Raw genomic sequence first — 18,819 nt, 5'->3', positions numbered from 1 at the left:
GTGCGTTCGAGCGTCTGGACCACCTTGCGCGGGTCGTCGTAGGGCGTGGCTGCCAGCATCACGCATCTCGGCCTCGATGCCCGCTGACGGACCGAGGGCTCGATGACCGACCTGCTGCCACCGCCGACCGTCGATGAGGCGATCGACGGCTACTTGGAGTCGGACTTCACCGGGCCCGCCACCGTCCGGATCGGCCCGTATCCCGGAATGGCCGCCAACGACGTCGTCACCGTCCGGTGGGTGCTTTGGGACGATCGATGGGAGTCGCGGCTGAGGATTCCGGGTGCGCAGGTGAGCTGGGCCGTGACCGTCCTGATCCCCAACTTGTACGTCAGCCGGTCAGCCACCTGGGTGTCCTACGCCATTGACGGGTTCGGCGGCGGAACCTCGGAGTCCGAGGTACTGGCACTCAGCGGGGCAAGTGCCGAACTTCGACGCCCGTGACCGGTTCACGCGCGCGGGGCACGCATCTGCGAGGCTCGCGGGACGGCGATCCGACAAACGCTGCGGAGCAGTTGGGCCCACGTGACCGGTCGCCTGCCATCACCGGCCATCAAGGCTCCCGGAAGACGGACGAACATCCTCTGTCGCGATTGACGTGGTGTCGACCACCTCGAAATTGTCTCAGTCGTCAGTGCCAGTTCCGGGCGTCGTACATGTACACCACCAGGGCGCGGCCTTCGGTCTGCGAGACGGTGCGGGCCAGCCCGATGGCGTCGGCGTGGTCGTAGGCGTCTTCGGGCGCGGTCATCCCAGTCGGCGAGGTCAAGACCCGATACCCGCAGACGCTGCGCCGCCAGTTGTCCAGGTACAGGGTGACGCCGACAGGCGGGTCCACCGGGTCGACGCGGGGGTCGCGGTGGAGCACCGGCCATTCCCGTACGACGTCGCCGTGCCGGAAGACGGCCACCTTCTGCGCCATACGGAGGATCTTGTATCCCCACGGGATCCATAGGTGCAGATCCGGATCGTCGAACCTGGCGGGATCGGTGAACGCAGACGTCGGCCGGTGACCACCGAAGATCACATACTGCGTGTCCGTCCGCGCGGTGTCGAACGGATCGATACGGTCCCCCTCAACCGGCGGGTACGGCCAGTAGTCCATGCCGCCGATCCTGCCAGGTCACTCTGACAACGCCTGGGCGCGAACACTTCGCCGCCCACCCGGCATCGAGGAGTGGTTCGCCGAGCCCTGCGGTTCGTGTGTCGAAAAGCTCCCGTACGTCCCCGACCGAGCGTGGTGGAGCAGCTTGATCAACGGATCGGCCATACCGACCGTGCGCAGCGCCATCTCGGCCACGGCGGCGTCGACCGCGTACTTGTGACCATGCGGCGCGGCCTCAGATGTCGGCCTGGTCCAAGGCGCTTTGCAGGGACTGTTTGTAGCCCGCGCTGGTGTACGTGGCACCGGACACCGTGTCGATGTCCGCGCTCTGGGCCGCCAGCGTCTCCTGGTTGAGTTTCGGGATCGCGGTGGAGGAGATCTCCTCGCTCCTCGGCGAGGAGGAGGGGGACTGAACGGCGGTCGCGTTCGTGATCCTGCCGTCGGTGAGCGTGATCCGCACCTGGACCGGACCGTACTTGGTCTGGGCCGTGGCACCGGTGACGGTACGGGTGGCGGGCGCTGCCGACGTGGTCTTCGGGGCGGAGGGGGCGCTGCTGGTCCTCGTGGGGGCCGCGGCGTGGGACGCGGACCGTGACGCCGACACGCTCGGGGAGGACGAGGCGCGCTTCTTCTCGGGTGTCTTCGACGGCGACGCCGAAGCGGACGGGGAGCCCGAGGACGCCGACGGGGAGGCGTGCGCCGTGGGGTGGGTCGTGGGGGTGTGCTCGGGCTGGGCGAGCGCCGGGTCCGAGTTCGGCTTGAGCGCGAGCAGCAGCACGATGGTGGAGACGGTGGCGGCGCCGGCCAGCACGATACGGCGGAGCGGATGCGTCTTCCTCACGGAACTTCCAGCGCATGCGGTCCCACGAGCGTCACACAGGCACTGTGCTCACGGACGCCTCCGGACTCAGAACTCGAAGGATTCGTAGTGGATACGCCGGTCGGGAACACCCACCTCGCGGAGCGCCGCGTACCACCCCTCGGCCAGTCCCGGCGGGCCGCACAGGTACGCGTCGTGCCGGGCGATGTCCGGCAGGAGCCTGCGCAGTGTCTTCGCGGTGATCGCGGTCCGGCGACCGTCCGGTTTGTTCACCACGTACAGCAACCGCGCCCCGCGCGCGTCCGCGATCGCCTCCAACTCGCCTCGCAGCGCGAGTTCCTCGGAGGTTCGGACCCGGTACAGCAGGGTCAGATCACCGGGTGCCGCGGGCAGCGTCTCGAACAGCGCGCGCAGCGGGGTGATGCCCGCGCCACCCGCGAGCAGCAGCACCTTGCCACGGCTGCGGCGCGCGGCCGTCAGGGCGCCGTACGGCCCCTCCGCCCACACCCGCGTACCCGGCCGCAGCCCGGTCAGGGCCGCGCTGTGCCCGCCGACCGCCTTGACGGTGATCCGCAGCAGGTCGGGCCGGGGCGGGGCCGACAGCGAGTACGGGTTCGCGGTCCACCGCAGCCCCTTGGTCAGGAACCGCCAGCGGAAGAAGTGCCCCGCCTCGGCGCCCAGCCGGTGCAGCCGCCGGCCCCGGATCAGTACGGAGACCACGCCCGGCGCCTCCGGCACGACCGAGTCGACCCGCATGCGGTGCCGGAGGTTGAGCCGCACCGGGGTGAGCACCCGGTACCACAGCAGCAGGGCGCCGACCGCGATGTAGAGGGCGTACCAGGCCATGCGTGCGGCGGTGTCGTCGACGAACTCGTTGCCCGTCGCCAACTGGTGCCAGAGGGCGAGGTAGACCGCGGCGTAGGTGAGCAAGTGCAGGTAGTACCAGGTCTCATAGCGCACGCGGCGCCGCACGACACCGGCCGAGACGAAGCCGACGAGGAGCAGCAGCAGCGTCCCGGCGGTCGCCTCGATCATCCTGGGGTAGCCGGTCACCAACGAGACGGTCTGCGCCACGATGCCCAGGTCCGCCTGCATCGCATACCCATACAGGATCAGCACCACATGGGCCACGGTCAGGCACAGCGCGTACCGGCCGGTCATCGCGTGCCAGCGCACCACCCGATCCGAGCCCACCCGGCGCTCCAGCGCCGGAACGCGCGCCATCTGCAGGATTGTCAGGGCGATCGCATAGCCGGCCAGCAGCCCGGTCATCCGGCCGGCGCCCACCAGCCATTCGGCGGTCGTCAGGGGGACGGCCGGGGTGTTCCGCCACCACAGCCACAGCACAGCTCCCGCACCGGCCCAGCCCAGCACCAACAGGGGTACCGCCGGGGATCGCCGGGGGCGGATCCGGCGCTTGGCCTGCCGTCTTCCCGCCCGACTCTGCTGGATCGTCGTCAAGGCCACGGTCCTTTACGTGGTTGGTGCCCCGGCACTTTATACCGGCCGGATGCCGGCATCGCGGCCGTCACCGGCCCGGCCCTCCAGCGGTACGCGCCCGATACCGGCAACCAGAACCAGCAGCCGGTGGTCTCAGTTCTGGTCTCATTCGCTTCCGTCCAGCGGCATCCGGGAGCCCCTCCACCGACCGCTCCGCCCCAGGTCAGAACGCCCCCGTGTTGGGGGCAACCCCTCACGAGTTCGAATCTCGTATCCTCCGCCAGTGCCTCACCGGGCACGATGTCGAAGGGCCCCACCGTTCGCGGTGGGGCCCTTCTTCGGTTCCGTTGGCCTCGACCACGACCCGACTGTCATCAGCAGCGCGCACTCCTCCAGCACCTTCGGACGGCGCAGCCCCCGACCACCGTCACTCTTCACCCTCTCCCGCATCCATGGCGTTGCCCAGTATGGTAGCGACAGAGATAGTATCTCTATCGATACTATCTTCTGCGGGAGTATTCTCATGCGTCGTTTCGTCGGGCGGGACCGGGAGCTGGGCGTACTGCGAAACGCCTTCCAGGCGGTTCAGGACGCCGTCGGATCACCGAAACCAGGTCAATGCATCCTCATGCGCGGAAGGCGACGGGTCGGCAAGTCCAGCCTCGTCGAGGAGTTCCTCCGGCGCATCGGGGCCCCGAACCTCTTCTTCACCGCGGCGGGCGGCACTGCGGAGGACGAACTGACGGAACTGCTCGACGCCGTCGTCAGATCCACCCTGCCGGAGCGGGAACTGTTCTCGGAGGAGAGTCCGGAGCAGTGGAATGCGGCGTTCAGGCTGCTTGCTGAGGTCCTGCCCGACGACAGCCCGAGCGTGGTCGTCATCGACGAGGTTCCGTATCTCATGGACCGCGTCGACGCCTTCGAGGGCATGCTCCAGCGGGCGTGGGATCGCCTGCTCAGCCGTAAACCCGTACTGCTCCTCCTGGTCGGATCCGACCTGTCGATGATGGAGACGCTGAACAGCTACGACCGCCCCTTCCATCAGCGGGGCCGGGAAATGGTCGTGGGGCCGCTGAACCCTGCCGACATCGGCGAGATGCTCGGGCTCGAGCCAGCGGCCGCCTTCGACGCCGCCCTGGTCACAGGCGGTCTCCCGCTGATCTGTGCGGAGTGGCGGCCCGGAGCGGATGTCTGGGAGTTTCTCCGCGACTCGCTGGACAACCCGATCTCGGCGCTCCTGGTCTCCGCCGAGCGGTCGCTGGCCGCGGAGTTTCCACCGCAGGCGATGAGCAGGGAGGTCCTGCGGGCCATCGGATCCGGGGAGCGAACCTTCACCAACATCGCGCGCGCGGCCGGCGGGATCGCCCACACCACTCTCACCCGAGCCACGGATGTCCTGACAGAGAAGCGGGTGGTGGCCGCCGAGCTACCACTCTCGCTGCGACCGTCGAAGGAACGCCGTTACCGAGTGGCCGACCCTTACCTGCGCTTCTGGCTCACGTTTCTGGATCCGCACATGGCGGAGATCGAGCGGATGCGGGGAGATCTCACACTGAGCCGGATCAAGGAGCAGTGGACAAGCTGGCGGGGGCGTGCGATCGAACCCCTCCTCCGGGAATCCCTCGCCCGCCTCCTTCCGGACGCGTTCCTGCCCGCCGCCCCGGCGATCGGCGCGTACTGGACCCGCAGCAACGACGTCGAAATCGACCTGGTGGGTGCCGACCGGCAGCCGGTGGCCAGGCAGTTGCTCTTCCTCGGCTCGGTCAAGTGGCTTGAGAACTCCGCGTTCGACAGCCACGACCTGGCCACGCTGCAGAAGCACCGGGCGGCGATCACTGACGAGCCCGTGCCGCTCGTGGCGGTCTCCCGCAACGGAGTCAGCTGTTCAGGACTCCAGGCGGCGTACGGCCCCGAGGGACTGCTCAGCACCTGGCGCAGAGCGTAGGCAGTGGCTGGGCTCCTGTGCACTGTGATGAGCGTGCCCGAATGAGGGAGAGGCACCGGCGTTCGACACAGCGGATGATGGCGGACATGCGCATCCGTATCGACGCCTTCGACCTGCCCGGCCTCACCCGCCCGGCCCTCGCCGACGGCTCCGCTCCCGCCTACGGCAACATCCACGTCGCCGTGCAGCGCCGCGACCGGCCGGCCGAACTGCTCGACCCGCAGCGCGGCGATGCCACGTCGGCCACCTGGACCCTGGAGTGCACGGCGGTCACCTCGCCGACCGGCATCGAGGTGACGGGCCCCTATGTGCAGAACCGGCTGGGGCACCGGTTCGTCTACCTGTCGTGGGGCACAGTCGACGAGGCCGGCCTCTTCACGATGTTCCGCCGCGGCAAGCTCATGCTGGACGCCGTCCCCGCGGACGTACTCGCCGCCGCCGCACCCGACGGCCTGCTGGTCGCACGTCTCGGTCTGACCGACGCATGCGGCGGCCCCCTGTGCGCACGGATCACACCACCGCACGTCACCTGGACCGCCGAACCCGCCGGCTGATCAGCCGTACCCGTCAGGACTGGTACGGCTGCTGCTGTGTCTGCCCGTACGGCTGACCGGCGTGCCCGCCCGCGGCCTGCGCCTGCAGCTGCTCCGCCTGTTCCTTGGTCAGCTTCTGTTCCGCGCCGCAGAAGGTGCACTGCGTCGCGTACTTCGTGGAGAGCGGGAACAGCGGCACGAAGAACAGCGTGAATTTCGTGACGCGCTTCCTGAGCGTGTGCGCGGCGGGGTTGCCGCACTGGCCGCACACCAGCGTCAGTATGGCGAGCTGGTACAGGTATCCCTTGGTGCCGAAGATGATCATGCCGGGTTCCTTCCCGAGTCGATGCCTCACAGTGTCCTGCACACCGCGTCCCTCCCCGTCGGCTGGGTAACCGCTGCCCCATGGGTGACATTCTCGTCGGGACGTGTTCCTGGACCGATCGGGCGCTCGTCGGCAGCGGTTGGTATCCCGTCGGGCGGCGGGACGCCGAGGGGCGGCTGCGGCACTACGCCGAGCGGTTTCGCGTCGTGGAGGTCGACTCCGGTTACTACGCGCTGCCCGGGGAGCGGAACAGTCGGTTGTGGGTGGAGCGGACGCCGGACGGGTTCCTGTTCGACGTGAAGGCGTTCTCACTTCTCACCGGGCATCCGACCAGCGCACGTGCCCTGCCGGCCGGGTTGCCCGCCGATGCCGGGGATCCTGGCGTGCTCGACGAGGTGTGGGCGCGGTTCACCGCCGGGATCGAGCCGTTAGGGATGGCCGGGCGGCTCGGGAGCGTGCTGTTTCAGTTTCCGCCGTGGCTCCGGCCGGGGGCGCGGGCCGAGGCGTTCCTGGAGGAGTGCGCGGTGCGGACGGCGGGCTGGCCGGTCGCCGTGGAGTTCCGGCATCCGGCGTGGTGGCGGGAGGAACGGGAGCAGACGACCCGTGCTCTGCTGACTCGCCTCGGCTTCGCCGCCGTCGGTGTCGACATGGCCCGGACGCTGCCCTCCTCCATACCGCCCGTCACCCCGGTGACCACGCCGCGCCTGTCCGTCGTACGGTTCCACGGGCGCAGTACCGCCTGGGGGACCGGCAGCAAGGAAGACCGCTTCCGCCACGACTACGCGCGCGCCGAACTCGAGGAGTGGGCGCCGCGCTTACGCGCCCTCGCCGAACAGGTCGGCCAACTCCACGTCCTCTTCAACAACTGCTGCGCCGACTCCGCCGTACGCGCCGCCGAGACGATGGACCGCCTGCTCGTCCCCGAGGACGCCGGCCGGCCCTTCCCTAGCCCGCGATCCGCACCGTCTTCGACTCGCTCACCTGGTCTATCTCCGAGACCCGGACCGTCACCTTCATCATCCAGTCGCCGGCGAGGGGGAGGTTGAGCGAACTCGTGCCCCAGTAGCCGCCCTTGTCGGTGAGTTCGGCGTCGATCGGGCCGATGTCCTGGGCGGGGAGGGTGAGGGAGAGGCGGAGTTCCGGGACGGTGGCCAGGCCCCCGTCGGGGGTGAGGACCACGGCCTCGACCGAGTTGTCGCCGGTGCGGCCCGGGTCGAGGGTGATCTGCACCTTGCCGCGGGCGGAGCCGACGGCGAAGGGGATGGTGGTCACGGACGCGGTGGGCACGCCGGTCGTCGACGCCGTTTCGGCGGCCTCGGCGGCAGCTCGGCCCGGAAGAGTGCCGGTGAGGACGGTCGTGAGCACCATGACCACCACGCCGACGGCGACTTCGGCCAGTACGGAGCGGCGCAGGCCGGCATGAGTAGGGGTCGAGGTGGCGGGGGCGGTGGCGGGTTCCGAAGGGGGCAGCGGTGGGCCGCCCACCGGCTCCGGCACCCGTTCGGGTACGGCCGCCTCCACCTGCGCCAGCCGCGCCGTCCATCGCCGTGACATGTCCGCCATGACCAGCAGGAGCACCACCGCGATGAGCTTGGCGACGAGGAGGCGGCCGTACGTGGTGTCGGTGAGGGCGTTCCAGGAGCCGAGGCCGCGCCAGGACTGGTAGACGCCGGTGACGACCAGGACGGTCACCGACCGGAAGGCCAGGCGGGAGAATCTCCTGACCACCGCGGGCGGGACGGCCGACGACGACTTGTACAGCGTGGTCAGCAGCGCCGTCAGACCGCCCAGCCACACCGCCATCGCCAGGACGTGCAGGGCGGACGACGTCATCGCCACCGGCACCTGGATGCCGGCCGACGCATGCTCGCCGGCGGACCACGTCAGCGCCAGGCCGACGCCGAGGGCGGTGCCCGCGGCGAGCCGGGCCCGTGACAGCGGCTCGCGCCGCAGCAGTCGTACGACGAAGAAGGCGGCCGGCAGGAGCAGGGCCAGGCGGGCCAGCAGGACCAGGCCGGGGCGGGTGGTGAGGGTGCGGGTGAAGGCCGCGGGGTCGAAGGCCGGGGCCGTGCCCGACTCGTACGGGGCGCGCAGCACCAGGAGGGCCACGGTGGCCGCCAGCAGGGTCCACCAGCCGGCCTTCAGGAGCCTGTGCAGGGGAGCCGGGTCCGGGGGTCGGCAGGCCGTCATGAAGACCGCCGTGCCGATCAGCAACGCCACGGCCAGGTAGGCCAGGTAGCGGGCGATGTTGTAGAGGCCGGCCGTGGCCGGGTTCTCGACCGGGCCCGTGTCCACCGTCGCCGTGGTGACGGAGGGCTTGCCCACCGAGAACGTGAACGCGCCCGAGACCGGGTGGCTGTCCGCCGACACCACCCGCCAGGCCACCACGTACGTGCCCTCGGCGAGCTTCGCGGGCAGGGTGACCCGGGCCGTGTCGGAGCCCTCCGGCGCGTGCTCGGCGCTGCCCAGGCGCAGGCGGTGGTTGTCGGGGTCCAGGACGCGGAAGGAGTCCTCGAGCAGGCCTACGGACTCGGTGAAGGTGAGGGTGAGGTGGCGCGGGGCCGACTTGAGGACGGTTCCGTCCTCGGGGTCGGTGGCGCGGAGGGCGGCGTGGGCCGACGCGGGTCCCGCGCTGCCGAGGAGGAGCAGGACCAGCACGGTGCCCAGCAGCACCAGCCCTTGAAGCCCCCGGCGCCGTCTGCCTGCCCTGAGACCTGACTGGGGGCCTGGCCGGAAGCTCGACCCGAGACCTGACCTGCGCTCACCGTCACGCTCCACGTCTCTTCTCCGTCTGTGGACTCGCCGCCTCCGGAAAGATACGGATGCCGGTGCCGGAACGCTCACCAGGTCGGCCGCGCCGTCACCCCTCCGTCCACCACCAGGTCCTGCCCGGTGATCCAGGACGCGAGCGGCGACGCCAGGAACACGCACGCGTCGCCGACGTCCTCCGGGCGCCCCAGCCGGCCGAGCGGCGCCGCCCGCTCCCATCGTCGTACGCCCTCCGGCCAGGCCTCCGCCAGGCCCTCCCGGTGGATCAGCCCGGGCGAGACCGTGTTGACGCGGATGCCGTACGGGCCGTACTCCAGGGCGGCCGCCCGCGCGTGCATCACCACGGCCGCCTTGGAGGCGGCGTAGTGGGCGTGATCGGCGGCCGGGTGACTCGCCTCGATGGACGCGATGTGGGTCACGGAACCGGAGCCGGAGCCCCCTCCCGGTCCCGTTCCCGACGCCCGCATCACCTCCACCGCCGCCTGTGTGCACGCGAACACGCTCGACAGGTTCGTGTCCACGACCGCCCGCCACTCGGCCACCGTCATTCCGGCCAGCCCCCGCGTCGGCTGGACGCCCGCGTTGTTGACCAGCGCCGTCAGCCGGCCCCCGCCCCATTCCGCGGCCTCCCGCACCAGGCCCGCGCACGCGTCCTCGTCGTCCAGATCCGCCCGCAGCACGACGGCCCGCCCGCCGGAGTCCCGGATACGGGACGCCATGTCGCTCGCCGCCTCCACCGCCGTACGGCAGTGCAGGGCGACCGCCGCGCCCTCCTCGGCGAACCGCAGGGCGATGCCCCGTCCGATGCCGCCGCCCGCGCCGGTGACCAGGGCCACGTGTCCTTCGAGGAGTCTCATGGACGGCACAGTCCCGCGATCCGCTCGGCCTGCGACGGATAACGCGCCGCCAGTTCCGCCGCGTTCCCGTGCTCGTAGTCCTCGTAGGTGAATCCGGGGGCCATCGTGCAGCCGAAGAAGGTCCACGCCCCGCCCGCCGCCACCCGGCCGCCCATCCAGGTGCCGCCGGGGACGGTGAGCTGGGGGTGCTGGCCGCCGAGTACGTCCGGCCCCAGGACGGACGTGCGGGCCGTCCCGTCCGGGGCCAGGAGCAGGAGTTCCAGCGGGTCGCCCAGGTAGAAGTGCCAGATCTCGTCGGTGGGCAGGCGGTGCAGGGCCGAGAAGTCGTCCGCGGTGAGCAGGGCGACGATCGCCGAGCCCTGAGGCCTGCCGTCCGGCAGTTGCGGTCCCGCCCAGGTACGCCGGAACAGCCCGCCCTCGCGGGGGATGGGCTCCAGACCGTAGTGGGCGACGAGGTCGTCCGGGGTCACGCCGGGAAGGCTACCTCGCGGTTCAGGAAGGCGAGTTGAGCGCGCTTCTCCGGCAGGTACACGTCCGGAATGTCGATCTCCGGCAGGACGACCGCCGGGCCCGCCTCGAAGCCCTGCTTCAGGAAGCGCGCGATCGCCCTCTCGTTGCGCACGTCGGGGTCGACCACGACCCGGCCGCGGTCCAGGCCGAGCAGCGCGTACGACGTGACGGCGGTCAGCAGCACCGAGGACCAGCCGGGACGCCCGCCGTCCGGCCCGGCGGGCGCCAGCAGCAGGTGGACGCCTATGTCGCCGGGCCGCACCTCGTAGCACTCGCTGACGCGGTCCGCCTCCGGCTCGTAGGTCTGCAGCAGCGCGACCGGTTCGCCGTCCTTCTCCACCAGGAAGGCGTGGTGGGTGTCGAGGGTGTCCATGTGCGCGTAGATCTCGGCGACCTGCTCCTTGCTCAGGCCGTTCATGCCCCAGAAGGACGCCCGCTCCTCGCTCACCCAGGCGTGGACGACGTCGGCGTCGGCGTGCGCGTCGAGGGGCAGGACACGGACGGTGCCGAAGCCGTCGACGGTCTGCTCGTGGACGGGCTCGCGGGTGGGGGCGTACGCCTCAGACATCGGTCTCCTTCTTCAACAGTGCCCAGTCGGTGACGACCGGTACGAGATCTCCCCTGAGCCACAAGGGGAGTTGGTCACGGTGGTGGGGCGATCCGGGAACACCCGAGGCGCCGAACGGGACCACCCAGTAACTGTCCTCGCGTCGGGCCAGGTCCCACACGTAACGGGCGGCCGGCCCCCGCGCGCTGACGTCGGTCCAGCCGGGCACGGCGGAGGTGCACAGCACGCAGTCGTGGTCACCGGACAGGCCGGGACCCTCGTCGGAGGTGTCGGTGAGCGCCCGCCAGGCGAACAGTCGGTGCGTGTCGCCCCAGGTGCCGGGAAGGTCCCCCGAGGCGACCTCCTCGACCGCCGCCCGGACGATCTCCGCGCGGTCGATGCCGTACAACTCCTCGGCCCGCAGCAGGTGTTCCAGCGCGAAGCCGATTCGCGGGACGAGCGCGAGCCACGGCAGGAAGACCTCGGGGTACGCGGGAGGAGAGGTCAGCGCGGCGAACGCCGGGTGCGCCGCGAGCCGGCGTACGACCGCACCGCGCACCGCCGCGTACAGGGCCGCGTCCGTGCTGTCGGCGTCCATGTGGCGGTCCCAGCGCAGGAGCGTGTCCCGGAGGGCGGCGGCCTCGGGGGTCAGACCGTCCAGCGCTTCCAGGTGGTCCAGCAGGGGTACGGCGGAGGCGAGCCGGGTGTCCATGTGGATCACCGGCATGTCGGCGGACGACCAGCGGTCCTTCTCCGTGAGGAGGGCGGTGATGCGGTCGGCGCGGTGGGTCGCGGCGAACTCGACGCCGAGGGGGGCCGCCGGTCCGCGCTGGTTGGCCATCACGGCGACACCATCGGTGAGGCCGGCGCGGGGCGCATCGTGCCGGCCCCGCCAGTCGTGGCCGGGTTCCCAGGCGGGGACCAGGCGGGTGCGGTTGGCCTCGGAGCGCAGCGGCACCCGGCCCGCGACGCGGTGCAGCAGGCCGCCCGCGGTGTCGGCGGCCTGGACGACGTTGACGGGCTCGGCCCACTGGTCAAGGGCCTGGTCCACATCGCCCACCGTGCGGGCCCGCAGCAGGGGCAGCAGGGCGCCGAAGCCGAGGTCCTCGGTGACGCGGGGCGGGTGGCGGAGGCTGATCGCGAGCGGGGTGCCGTCATCGAGTCCCTCGGGGCCGCCGGCGATCAGCGGGCCCCGGTCCGTCTCGATGACCTCGACCTCGACCGGCGCCTCCCCGGCCACCCGCACGGTCTCCGTGTGCCGGGCGGCCCGGCGCCAGACGCCGTCCGGGCCGAGCGCCTCGACGCCGGCGCCGGTGCGGCGCAGCCTCTCGCGGTAGAGGTCCTGGTAGTCGGCCATGGCGTTGGTGATGGCCCAGGCGACCGTGCCGGTGTGGCCGAAGTGGGCGATGCCGGGGACGCCGGGGACGGCGAGACCGACGACGTCGAACTCGGGGCAGGAGAGGTGGATCTGCTGGTAGACGCCGGGGTCCTCGATGAAGCGGTGCGGGTCGCCCGCGATGATCGCCGCGCCGGTGGTGGTGCGCTCGCCGCCGACCAGCCAGCCGTTGCTGCCGGAGGTGCCGGGGCCGTCGGTGGCGAACAAGCGGACGGCGTCCGCTCCCAGGTGCCGGACGACCTCTTCGCGCCAGAGCTTGGCGGGGAAGCCGGCGAAGAGGATGTGCGTGGCGAGCCAGACGGCGAGCGGGGTCCAGGGCTCCCAGCGGCCGGGCTCAAGGCCGACGCGGGCGAACTCGGGGGCATCGGCCCCCGCGAGCCCCTCGTTCACGCCGTCGACGTACGCACGCACCCAGTCCGCCGTCTGCGGGTCCCGTCTCTCCAGGGCGGTGAAGCAGCGTCCGGCGGTGTCGTCGAGGCGGGCCTGTCTCGCGAACCGGTCCCAGGCGAGGGCCTCGGTGCCGAGGAAGGCGGCCGAGGTGCCCTGTGCGCGGTGTCGCTCCACCTCCAGCTGCCAGGCCCGGTCGCGGGCGGTGACCTGGCCCTGGGCACGGGCGAGCGCACCCGCGCTGCCGGCGCGGAGATGGGGGATCCCCCAGGCGTCGCGGTAGATCTCGGTGATCACCCCTGTGCCCCTTCTGTCCTTTAGGTTAGGCTTGCCTAATTAAATGATGGTGGAATCGTACGCGAAGGGTGAAGACACGATGGGGCAGGGCACGGCTGGGAAGGCGCGGTCCTCAGACCGCTGCGTAGGCCCGCCCGCAGCCGCACGTCTGGATCGCCTGCGACACGGCGACGACCCGGACGCTCTCGTCGTACGTCCGCAAGGAGCTGGGTCTTCCCAAGCAGCGCATGCACGCACTGGGGTACTGGCGGGCGAGCTGACCGCGTACGCGCGATGATCGGGGCATGGACGTCACCCTTCACCTCGCCCAGGACCCCGAGGCCGACGAACTTCTCGGGCGCTCCCCGCTCGCCGCGCTGGTCGGGATGCTGCTGGACCAGCAGGTCCCGATGGAGTGGGCGTTCAAGGGGCCCCGCACGATCGCGAACCGGCTCGGCGCCGACGACCTGGACGCGCACGAGATCGCCGCGCAGGACCCGGAGGCCTTCGCCGCGCTCCTGTCGGAGAAGCCGGCCGTGCACCGCTACCCGGGGTCGATGGCGAAGCGCATCCACCAGCTGTGCCAGTACCTCGTCGAGCACTACGACGGGAACCCCGAGCTCGTCTGGAAGGGCGTGGCCGACGGGCGGGAACTGCTGCGCCGCCTGCAGGAACTGCCCGGCTTCGGCAAGCAGAAGGCGCAGATCTTCCTCGCCCTGCTCGGCAAGCAGCTCGGCGTGCAGCCCAAGGGCTGGCGTGAGGCCGCGGGCGCCTACGGCGAGCCGAAGTCCTTCCGTTCCGTCGCCGACATCACCGGGCCCGAGTCGCTGACCAAGGTGCGGGCGCACAAGCAGGAGATGAAGGCGGTGGCGAAGGCCGCCAAGAAGTAGCCGTCGGTACGGGTGGCCCGCCCGGGGTGTACGCCGAGCGGGTGGTTCTCACCGCCGGTGGGATGAACCACGTGCGCCGCCCGGGGAGATGAACTCCCGTGAGCACCGCCGCACCGCAAGCCCTTGGACCCGCCGGTCGGCATGCCTGGCTGCGGGTGCTCGTCCTGCTGCTCGCCCTGTTCGTGCCGGGCGCGCACGCGGGCGCACAGGCGATGCCCGTCTCGGCGGTGGCGACCGAGGGCGGCTCGGTGGTCTTCGAGTACGACGTCCTGGACACCGTGCTGCGCCCGGTGGGCCGGGGGGCCGGGCGTCCCGTCGTACCGCTGCGGCCCGCGCCCTTCCCGGACCCGGCGCCCGCCACCCCGATCGCCCGCCCCCGGCTTGCGCCACCGGGCACCTCGCCCGCCCTGCGCGCCCTGCGCTCGGTGGTCCTGCGCTGCTGACACAGCCGGCTCTCGCCCTCCGGCCCCTCAGTACGACGCAAGGAACAAGGAAGACTCACATGGCGATCGACCCGTACGCGGTCCTGCGCGCCCTCCTGCGCGCCGAGGCCGCACGCAACGCACCGAAACCCCAGGTTCCGCAGGCGAAGGAAGCGACGCCGCAGCGGTCCCCGAAGGAACAGGGCCGCTGACCCGAGGCGGAGGCGGGGTACCGCCTCCGCCGTGCCGCGGCGGACAGGTCCCCGCCCCGGAGCGGGTCAGGCGGAACGGTTTTGCTGCCAGTGATCTCAGGCGCCACTTCCTGTTTGCCCTGGTTTAGTGCGTCTTTTCCGGGCCCGCACTCCGTCTCCATGGCTGCGCCCGGAAGGTCTTGGCCGGTAGGCTTTCCGTGTGATCTTCAAGCGCATCGGAAACGGCCGGCCGTACCCCGACCACGGCCGGGAAAGCACCCGGCAGTGGGCGGACGTCGCGCCGCGCCCGGTCCGCCTCGATCAGCTCGTGACGACCAAGGGCCAGCTCGATCTGGAAACCCTGCTCGCCGAGGACTCCACCTTCTACGGCGACCTCTTCGCGCACGTCGTGAAGTGGCAGGGGGACCTGTATCTGGAGGACGGCCTGCACCGCGCGGTCCGCGCGGCGCTCCAGCAGCGCCAGGTGCTGCACGCGCGCGTGCTCGAGCTGGACTGAAGGCTGGGCCGAGGCCTCTTTCAGTGGCTCGGTGAGTGGGGGTTGGCCCTTTCGGGTTCTCCTGCACCTCGTCCAATGATCATCTAGTAGGAATCGTCGCCCGGGCGCACTACGCTGCGCTCATGAGCATGCTGACTCCCCCCGGCATGGGCCGCCAGTACCGGATCAAGGGAGACAAGTACCCCCGCATGCGCCGACCCCGGCGGCGCGGCAGATTCGTGATCGGGCTGGTGGCCTCCGTCGCCGCGCTCGGGCTGGTCGGCTGGGGCACCCTGCAGCTCATCGACGTCTTCTCCGGCGACGGCAAGAAGGCCGCGGCGGCCGGTTCCAAGGGGGACTGCGGCACCCGGGCGACCCCGTCAGCCTCCGCGTCCGCCGGTGCCGTCGTCAAGCCCGCCCAGATCACGGTCAACGTGTTCAACGCGACGGCCCGCAGCGGCCTCGCCAAGAAGGCCGCGGACGAGCTGAAGAAGCGCGGCTTCAAGATCGGTGACGTGGGCAACGCGTCCAAGGAGTTCGACAAGAAGGTCAAGGGCACCGGGATACTGCTCGGCCCCGCGTCCTCCCTGAACACCTCGCTGCCGGTCCTCGCCACCCAGCTCTCCACGGCCGAGCGCCGCACGGACGCCGCCCGCAAGGGCACCGAGCTCGACCTGGTCATCGGCGACGGCTACAAGAGCCTGAACAGCGAGGCGGACGCCGACAAGGCACTGGCCGCACTGGCCGCGCCTCAGCCGACGTCCACCTCGTCGAAGAAGGACTGCTGAAGGTCGTACGCGAGTACCGGACTGGCTCGTACGCGAGTAGCCGGTCTGCTGGAGTACTGGACTACTACTCGGCCGCCCCGTACATGCGGTCCCCCGCGTCACCCAGGCCCGGCACGATGTAGCCGTGCTCGTTCAGGCGCTCGTCGACCGAGGCGGTGACGACTGTGACCGGGGCGCCCGCGAGGTCGCGCTCCATGACCTCGACGCCCTCGGGGGCGGCGAGCAGGACCACGGCGGTGACGTCGTCCGCGCCGCGCTTGATCAGCTCGCGGATCGCCGCGACCAGGGTGCCGCCGGTGGCGAGCATCGGGTCGAGGACGTACACCTGGCGGCCCGAGAGGTCCTCGGGCATGCGGGTGGCGTATGTGGAGGCCTGGAGCGTCTCCTCGTCGCGGATCATGCCCATGAAGCCCACCTCGGCGCTCGGCAGCAGCCGGACCATGCCTTCCAGCATGCCGAGGCCGGCCCGCAGGATCGGGACGACCAACGGGCGCGGGTGGGAGAGTTTGACGCCCGTGGTCGAGGCCACCGGCGTCGTGATGTCGACCTGCTCGGTGCGCACGTCACGCGTGGCCTCGTAGGCGAGCAGGGTGACCAGCTCGTCGGCGAGACGGCGGAAGGTCGCGGAGTCGGTGCGCTGGTCGCGCAACGCTGTGAGCTTGTGGGCGACCAGAGGGTGGTCGACGACGTGGAGACGCATGGCGCTAACAGTAACCGGCGACAGTGCGCCGCTCCGTTGTGCCTTGCCCTGGCATCAAACCGCCCATCAGGGGGAAAGTGGGAGGGACGTACCAGGGTGGTGTGCCTATGCCTGACCGCGATACCCGAGAGGAGGCGTCGGCTCGGACGACCGACGCCGAGCGCCGCCGACGCCGCGCCCAGTTCCTGCGCGACCTGACCGAGGCCCGCGAACTGCGGGACCGGGTCCAGCCCCGCCGCGCGAAGACAGCCCGCCTGCGGCATGCGATGCGCATGCGGACCTTCCGCTGGTAGGGCCTGTGACACCCGCACCAAAGGCCCGATGAGCGCAGGGACACGCCGACAGCACCGACGAGTTGGAAGATCGCGGGGTCGTCGGGCGTTGTGCGGGTGGCCGTGCTCGGCCGCCCGGGAAAGCCGCGTACGATCCGCTGTTGGCGGCAACGAGTGCGCTGGTGAGACCTCGACGGACCCTGCGCTGCCACGAGATCGGCGGCAGCCGGACACACAGGGAGCCGAAGACGTCCCCTGAGCGCCATGTTTCTGCCACGATTCCGAGTGGGTGGGCTCGGAGCACAGCTCTCCCCGCCCGCAACCTCCGCCGGGGGGACCCCCAACCGGCACGCCTATGACCAGTGGGAGAGTCACGGTGTACTTCGCCGCACTGCTCGCGCGCACCGAAGACGGGTGGGAAGCGAGCGACACGGAGCTCGACGATGTGGAGACCCTGTCGGATCTGGCCGACCTGGCCCGGGAAGCCTCTCCCGACGAGGACACGGTGCTCGTGCTGATCGAGCAGGAGGACGCCTGGTTCGGCGTCGTCCGCATCGACGGTGAGGAGGACCCGCGCATCTACGTCTCGGACGCCTCAGCCGCCGCCCGCAGCTCGTACGGCGAGATCCTGCTCACCGCCGAACTGCTCGGCAGGGATCCCGACGAGGACGACGAGCCCGACCTGGACGCCCTCGACCTCGACGGCACCGAGGACGGTGAGGACGAGGACGACGAAGACGCCGAGGAGACCGGCGGCTCCGGCGAGCTCGTACCGCACGGTCCGGTCGGTGACATCCGGATCCTCGACGACCTCGGCGTCAGCGAGAAGGAGCTGAAGTCGCTGTCGCAGGACGCGGTCACCGAGATCGCCGAGGCCCTCGGCGCCTCGGAGGTCCTGGAGGCCGTCCGCTGACCTCACCGACCACGGGAACGACACCCGACCCGGTACGCGACCGCTGGCGGGCCGCCATGCGGCTCGCACTGGACGAGGCCGGGCGGGCCGACGCCGACGTGCCGGTGGGCGCGGTCGTGCTGGGCCCGGACGGTACGACCGTCCTCGCGGCCGGGCACAACGAACGCGAGGCCATCGGCGATCCGACCGCGCACGCGGAGGTCCTGGCGATCCGCCGGGCCGCCGCCGAGCTCGGGCAGTGGCGGCTGACCGGCTGCACGCTCGTCGTGACCCTGGAGCCCTGCACGATGTGCGCGGGCGCGCTCGTGCAGTCCCGAGTGGACCGGGTGGTCTACGGCGCCCGCGACGAGAAGGCGGGCGCGGCCGGCTCCCTGTGGGACGTCGTCCGCGACCGGCGGCTCAACCACCGCCCCGAGGTGATCGAGGGCGTGCTCGCCGAGGAGTGCGCCCGTCTGCTGACCGATTTCTTCCGCTCCCGCTGACGGCCTGTCCCGCCCGAATACCGATTTCAAACCACGCCGCACCTTGCTGTAAGGTCTCCCTCGGTAGCGTGTCCGAGCGGCCGAAGGAGCTCGCCTCGAAAGCGAGTGTGGCGCAAGTCACCGAGGGTTCAAATCCCTCCGCTACCGCTTCAGAAGGGCCCCGTCGTAAGACGGGGCCCTTCGTGCGATCATGTGCGCTCGTCGGGCGTATCAGTGACAGGGGAACAGGGAGGCCGCGATGGCGGTGAACTCGAAGAAGATCGCCGTCTACGCTCTCGTGGTCTTCGTGCTCTACGTGATCATCACGGACCCGGCCAAGGCCGCCGACTACGTCCAGATAGCCTTCGAGGGCATATCGGACGCCGCCAAGTCCGTCGGCGACTTCTTCACCTGGCTCGCCGACGGGGCAAAGTAGGAGGAGCGCACATGATCCGCCACCTGGTCCTCTTCAAGCTCGCCGAGGGTGTCGAGCGCGACGACCCGCGGGTCGTGAAGGGCGTCGAGGCCTTCCGCGCGCTGCCCGGCACGATCCCCGAGATCCGTTTCTGGGAGATCGGCTGGAACCTCAGCGACCGCCCCATCGCCTACGACTTCGCCATCAACTCCGGCTTCGACGACGTGGCCGCGCTGCGCCGGTACGTCGAGCACCCGGACCACCAGGCGGGCGTCGCCCTGTGGGCAGAGTTCGCCACCTGGGTGATCGCCGACTACGAGTACTGAACTCCCGCACATCTGAGCCCTCCGCCGGAACGGCG

24 protein-coding genes, 1 tRNA gene and 1 pseudogene are annotated in these 18,819 nt (G+C 70.9%); 16 read left to right on the top strand and 10 right to left on the bottom strand.

The window, feature by feature from the left end; all coding sequences use genetic code 11:
- Nucleotides 1-102: 102 nt before the first annotated feature.
- Nucleotides 103-444 (top strand): hypothetical protein, encoded by a 342-nt coding sequence (locus ACFYO2_RS17345; protein WP_388349405.1) that lies wholly within the window; start codon nucleotides 103-105, stop codon nucleotides 442-444.
- 187 nt (nucleotides 445-631) lie between these two features.
- Here ACFYO2_RS17345 and ACFYO2_RS17340 read toward each other — a convergent pair whose 3' ends face one another.
- From ACFYO2_RS17340 to ACFYO2_RS17330, 3 genes are all read right to left on the bottom strand, one after another.
- Nucleotides 632-1,105: a hypothetical protein gene (locus ACFYO2_RS17340; protein ID WP_388349403.1), complete on the bottom strand. Its 474-nt coding sequence runs from the start codon at nucleotides 1,103-1,105 to the stop codon at nucleotides 632-634.
- A gap of 235 nt (nucleotides 1,106-1,340) precedes the next feature.
- On the bottom strand, nucleotides 1,341-1,946 hold the full coding sequence (locus ACFYO2_RS17335; RefSeq protein WP_388349401.1) for an FMN-binding protein: 606 nt from the start codon (nucleotides 1,944-1,946) through the stop codon (nucleotides 1,341-1,343).
- Between the two features lie 66 nt (nucleotides 1,947-2,012).
- The gene (locus tag ACFYO2_RS17330; protein WP_388349399.1) at nucleotides 2,013-3,386 is read right to left on the bottom strand and encodes a ferric reductase-like transmembrane domain-containing protein; all 1,374 of its coding nucleotides are present in this window, start codon (nucleotides 3,384-3,386) and stop codon (nucleotides 2,013-2,015) included.
- A gap of 502 nt (nucleotides 3,387-3,888) precedes the next feature.
- On the opposite strand from ACFYO2_RS17330, the gene ACFYO2_RS17325 reads away from it, so the two are divergent.
- Both ACFYO2_RS17325 and ACFYO2_RS17320 read left to right on the top strand, forming a co-directional pair.
- Entirely contained in the window at nucleotides 3,889-5,310 is a 1,422-nt protein-coding gene (locus ACFYO2_RS17325; RefSeq protein WP_388349397.1) for an ATP-binding protein, read from the top strand.
- An 86-nt stretch (nucleotides 5,311-5,396) separates the two neighbouring features.
- On the top strand, nucleotides 5,397-5,864 hold the full coding sequence (locus tag ACFYO2_RS17320; RefSeq protein ID WP_388349395.1) for a DUF5990 family protein: 468 nt from the start codon (nucleotides 5,397-5,399) through the stop codon (nucleotides 5,862-5,864).
- Between the two features lie 13 nt (nucleotides 5,865-5,877).
- Here ACFYO2_RS17320 and ACFYO2_RS17315 read toward each other — a convergent pair whose 3' ends face one another.
- Nucleotides 5,878-6,168 (bottom strand): zinc-ribbon domain-containing protein, encoded by a 291-nt coding sequence (locus tag ACFYO2_RS17315; protein WP_388349393.1) that lies wholly within the window; start codon nucleotides 6,166-6,168, stop codon nucleotides 5,878-5,880.
- An 80-nt stretch (nucleotides 6,169-6,248) separates the two neighbouring features.
- On the opposite strand from ACFYO2_RS17315, the gene ACFYO2_RS17310 reads away from it, so the two are divergent.
- Nucleotides 6,249-7,214 carry a DUF72 domain-containing protein gene (locus ACFYO2_RS17310; protein WP_388349392.1) on the top strand — a complete coding sequence of 322 codons (966 nt, stop codon included), beginning with the start codon at nucleotides 6,249-6,251 and terminating at the stop codon, nucleotides 7,212-7,214.
- Here ACFYO2_RS17310 and ACFYO2_RS17305 read toward each other — a convergent pair.
- From ACFYO2_RS17305 to ACFYO2_RS17285, 5 genes are all read right to left on the bottom strand, one after another.
- The gene (locus tag ACFYO2_RS17305) at nucleotides 7,114-8,841 is read right to left on the bottom strand and encodes a copper resistance CopC/CopD family protein (RefSeq protein WP_388349390.1); all 1,728 of its coding nucleotides are present in this window, start codon (nucleotides 8,839-8,841) and stop codon (nucleotides 7,114-7,116) included. The genes ACFYO2_RS17310 and ACFYO2_RS17305 overlap by 101 nt on opposite strands.
- Nucleotides 8,842-9,008: 167 nt before the next feature.
- Nucleotides 9,009-9,794 (bottom strand): SDR family NAD(P)-dependent oxidoreductase, encoded by a 786-nt coding sequence (locus tag ACFYO2_RS17300; protein WP_388349388.1) that lies wholly within the window; start codon nucleotides 9,792-9,794, stop codon nucleotides 9,009-9,011.
- Nucleotides 9,791-10,264: a cupin domain-containing protein gene (locus tag ACFYO2_RS17295; protein WP_388349386.1), complete on the bottom strand. Its 474-nt coding sequence runs from the start codon at nucleotides 10,262-10,264 to the stop codon at nucleotides 9,791-9,793. Before ACFYO2_RS17295 ends, ACFYO2_RS17300 begins: the two co-directional genes overlap by 4 nt.
- Nucleotides 10,261-10,872, bottom strand: coding sequence for a GNAT family N-acetyltransferase (locus ACFYO2_RS17290; protein ID WP_388349384.1), 612 nt, complete (start codon nucleotides 10,870-10,872; stop codon nucleotides 10,261-10,263). Before ACFYO2_RS17290 ends, ACFYO2_RS17295 begins: the two co-directional genes overlap by 4 nt.
- Complete coding sequence (locus ACFYO2_RS17285; RefSeq protein WP_388349382.1) at nucleotides 10,865-12,931, bottom strand: penicillin acylase family protein; 2,067 nt, start codon at nucleotides 12,929-12,931, stop codon at nucleotides 10,865-10,867. Before ACFYO2_RS17285 ends, ACFYO2_RS17290 begins: the two co-directional genes overlap by 8 nt.
- 134 nt (nucleotides 12,932-13,065) lie before the next feature.
- On the opposite strand from ACFYO2_RS17285, the pseudogene ACFYO2_RS17280 reads away from it, so the two are divergent.
- From ACFYO2_RS17280 to ACFYO2_RS17255, 6 genes and pseudogenes are all read left to right on the top strand, one after another.
- A pseudogene (locus ACFYO2_RS17280) lies at nucleotides 13,066-13,191 on the top strand (SIP domain-containing protein); the annotation flags it as partial.
- Between the two features lie 24 nt (nucleotides 13,192-13,215).
- Nucleotides 13,216-13,800 carry an HhH-GPD-type base excision DNA repair protein gene (locus ACFYO2_RS17275; protein ID WP_388349381.1) on the top strand — a complete coding sequence of 195 codons (585 nt, stop codon included), beginning with the start codon at nucleotides 13,216-13,218 and terminating at the stop codon, nucleotides 13,798-13,800.
- Between the two features lie 98 nt (nucleotides 13,801-13,898).
- The gene (locus ACFYO2_RS17270) at nucleotides 13,899-14,243 is read left to right on the top strand and encodes a hypothetical protein (RefSeq protein ID WP_388349379.1); all 345 of its coding nucleotides are present in this window, start codon (nucleotides 13,899-13,901) and stop codon (nucleotides 14,241-14,243) included.
- A gap of 59 nt (nucleotides 14,244-14,302) precedes the next feature.
- Complete coding sequence (locus ACFYO2_RS17265; RefSeq protein ID WP_388349378.1) at nucleotides 14,303-14,434, top strand: hypothetical protein; 132 nt, start codon at nucleotides 14,303-14,305, stop codon at nucleotides 14,432-14,434.
- A 199-nt stretch (nucleotides 14,435-14,633) separates the two neighbouring features.
- Entirely contained in the window at nucleotides 14,634-14,930 is a 297-nt protein-coding gene (locus tag ACFYO2_RS17260; protein WP_003999914.1) for a type II toxin-antitoxin system VapB family antitoxin, read from the top strand.
- A gap of 122 nt (nucleotides 14,931-15,052) precedes the next feature.
- Complete coding sequence (locus ACFYO2_RS17255) at nucleotides 15,053-15,697, top strand: LytR C-terminal domain-containing protein (protein WP_388349376.1); 645 nt, start codon at nucleotides 15,053-15,055, stop codon at nucleotides 15,695-15,697.
- Nucleotides 15,698-15,761: 64 nt separating this feature from the next.
- Here the strand turns inward: ACFYO2_RS17255 and upp are convergent, their stop codons facing one another.
- Nucleotides 15,762-16,397: a uracil phosphoribosyltransferase gene (upp, locus tag ACFYO2_RS17250; protein ID WP_388349374.1), complete on the bottom strand. Its 636-nt coding sequence runs from the start codon at nucleotides 16,395-16,397 to the stop codon at nucleotides 15,762-15,764.
- A 107-nt stretch (nucleotides 16,398-16,504) separates the two neighbouring features.
- Here upp and ACFYO2_RS17245 point away from each other — a divergent pair, with 107 nt between their 5' ends.
- The 6 genes from ACFYO2_RS17245 (at nucleotide 16,505) to ACFYO2_RS17220 (ending at nucleotide 18,784) form a co-directional block, all read left to right on the top strand.
- Nucleotides 16,505-16,690, top strand: a complete 186-nt coding sequence (locus ACFYO2_RS17245; RefSeq protein WP_388349372.1) for a hypothetical protein — start codon at nucleotides 16,505-16,507, stop codon at nucleotides 16,688-16,690.
- 355 nt (nucleotides 16,691-17,045) lie between these two features.
- Nucleotides 17,046-17,582 carry a hypothetical protein gene (locus ACFYO2_RS17240; RefSeq protein ID WP_388349624.1) on the top strand — a complete coding sequence of 179 codons (537 nt, stop codon included), beginning with the start codon at nucleotides 17,046-17,048 and terminating at the stop codon, nucleotides 17,580-17,582.
- Nucleotides 17,583-17,638: 56 nt separating this feature from the next.
- Nucleotides 17,639-18,064, top strand: a complete 426-nt coding sequence (gene tadA, locus ACFYO2_RS17235; RefSeq protein WP_388349370.1) for a tRNA adenosine(34) deaminase TadA — start codon at nucleotides 17,639-17,641, stop codon at nucleotides 18,062-18,064.
- Nucleotides 18,065-18,126: 62 nt separating this feature from the next.
- Nucleotides 18,127-18,211 (top strand) — tRNA-Ser (locus tag ACFYO2_RS17230).
- A 91-nt stretch (nucleotides 18,212-18,302) separates the two neighbouring features.
- Nucleotides 18,303-18,479: a hypothetical protein gene (locus ACFYO2_RS17225; protein ID WP_388349368.1), complete on the top strand. Its 177-nt coding sequence runs from the start codon at nucleotides 18,303-18,305 to the stop codon at nucleotides 18,477-18,479.
- Between the two features lie 11 nt (nucleotides 18,480-18,490).
- On the top strand, nucleotides 18,491-18,784 hold the full coding sequence (locus ACFYO2_RS17220; protein WP_388349366.1) for a Dabb family protein: 294 nt from the start codon (nucleotides 18,491-18,493) through the stop codon (nucleotides 18,782-18,784).
- Nucleotides 18,785-18,819 lie beyond the last annotated feature (35 nt).

Source organism: Streptomyces sp. NPDC006602 (genome assembly GCF_042870385.1).
In the GTDB taxonomy this organism is placed as follows: Bacteria; Actinomycetota; Actinomycetes; order Streptomycetales; family Streptomycetaceae; genus Streptomyces.
This window is presented reverse-complemented; position numbering and strand designations above follow the sequence as displayed.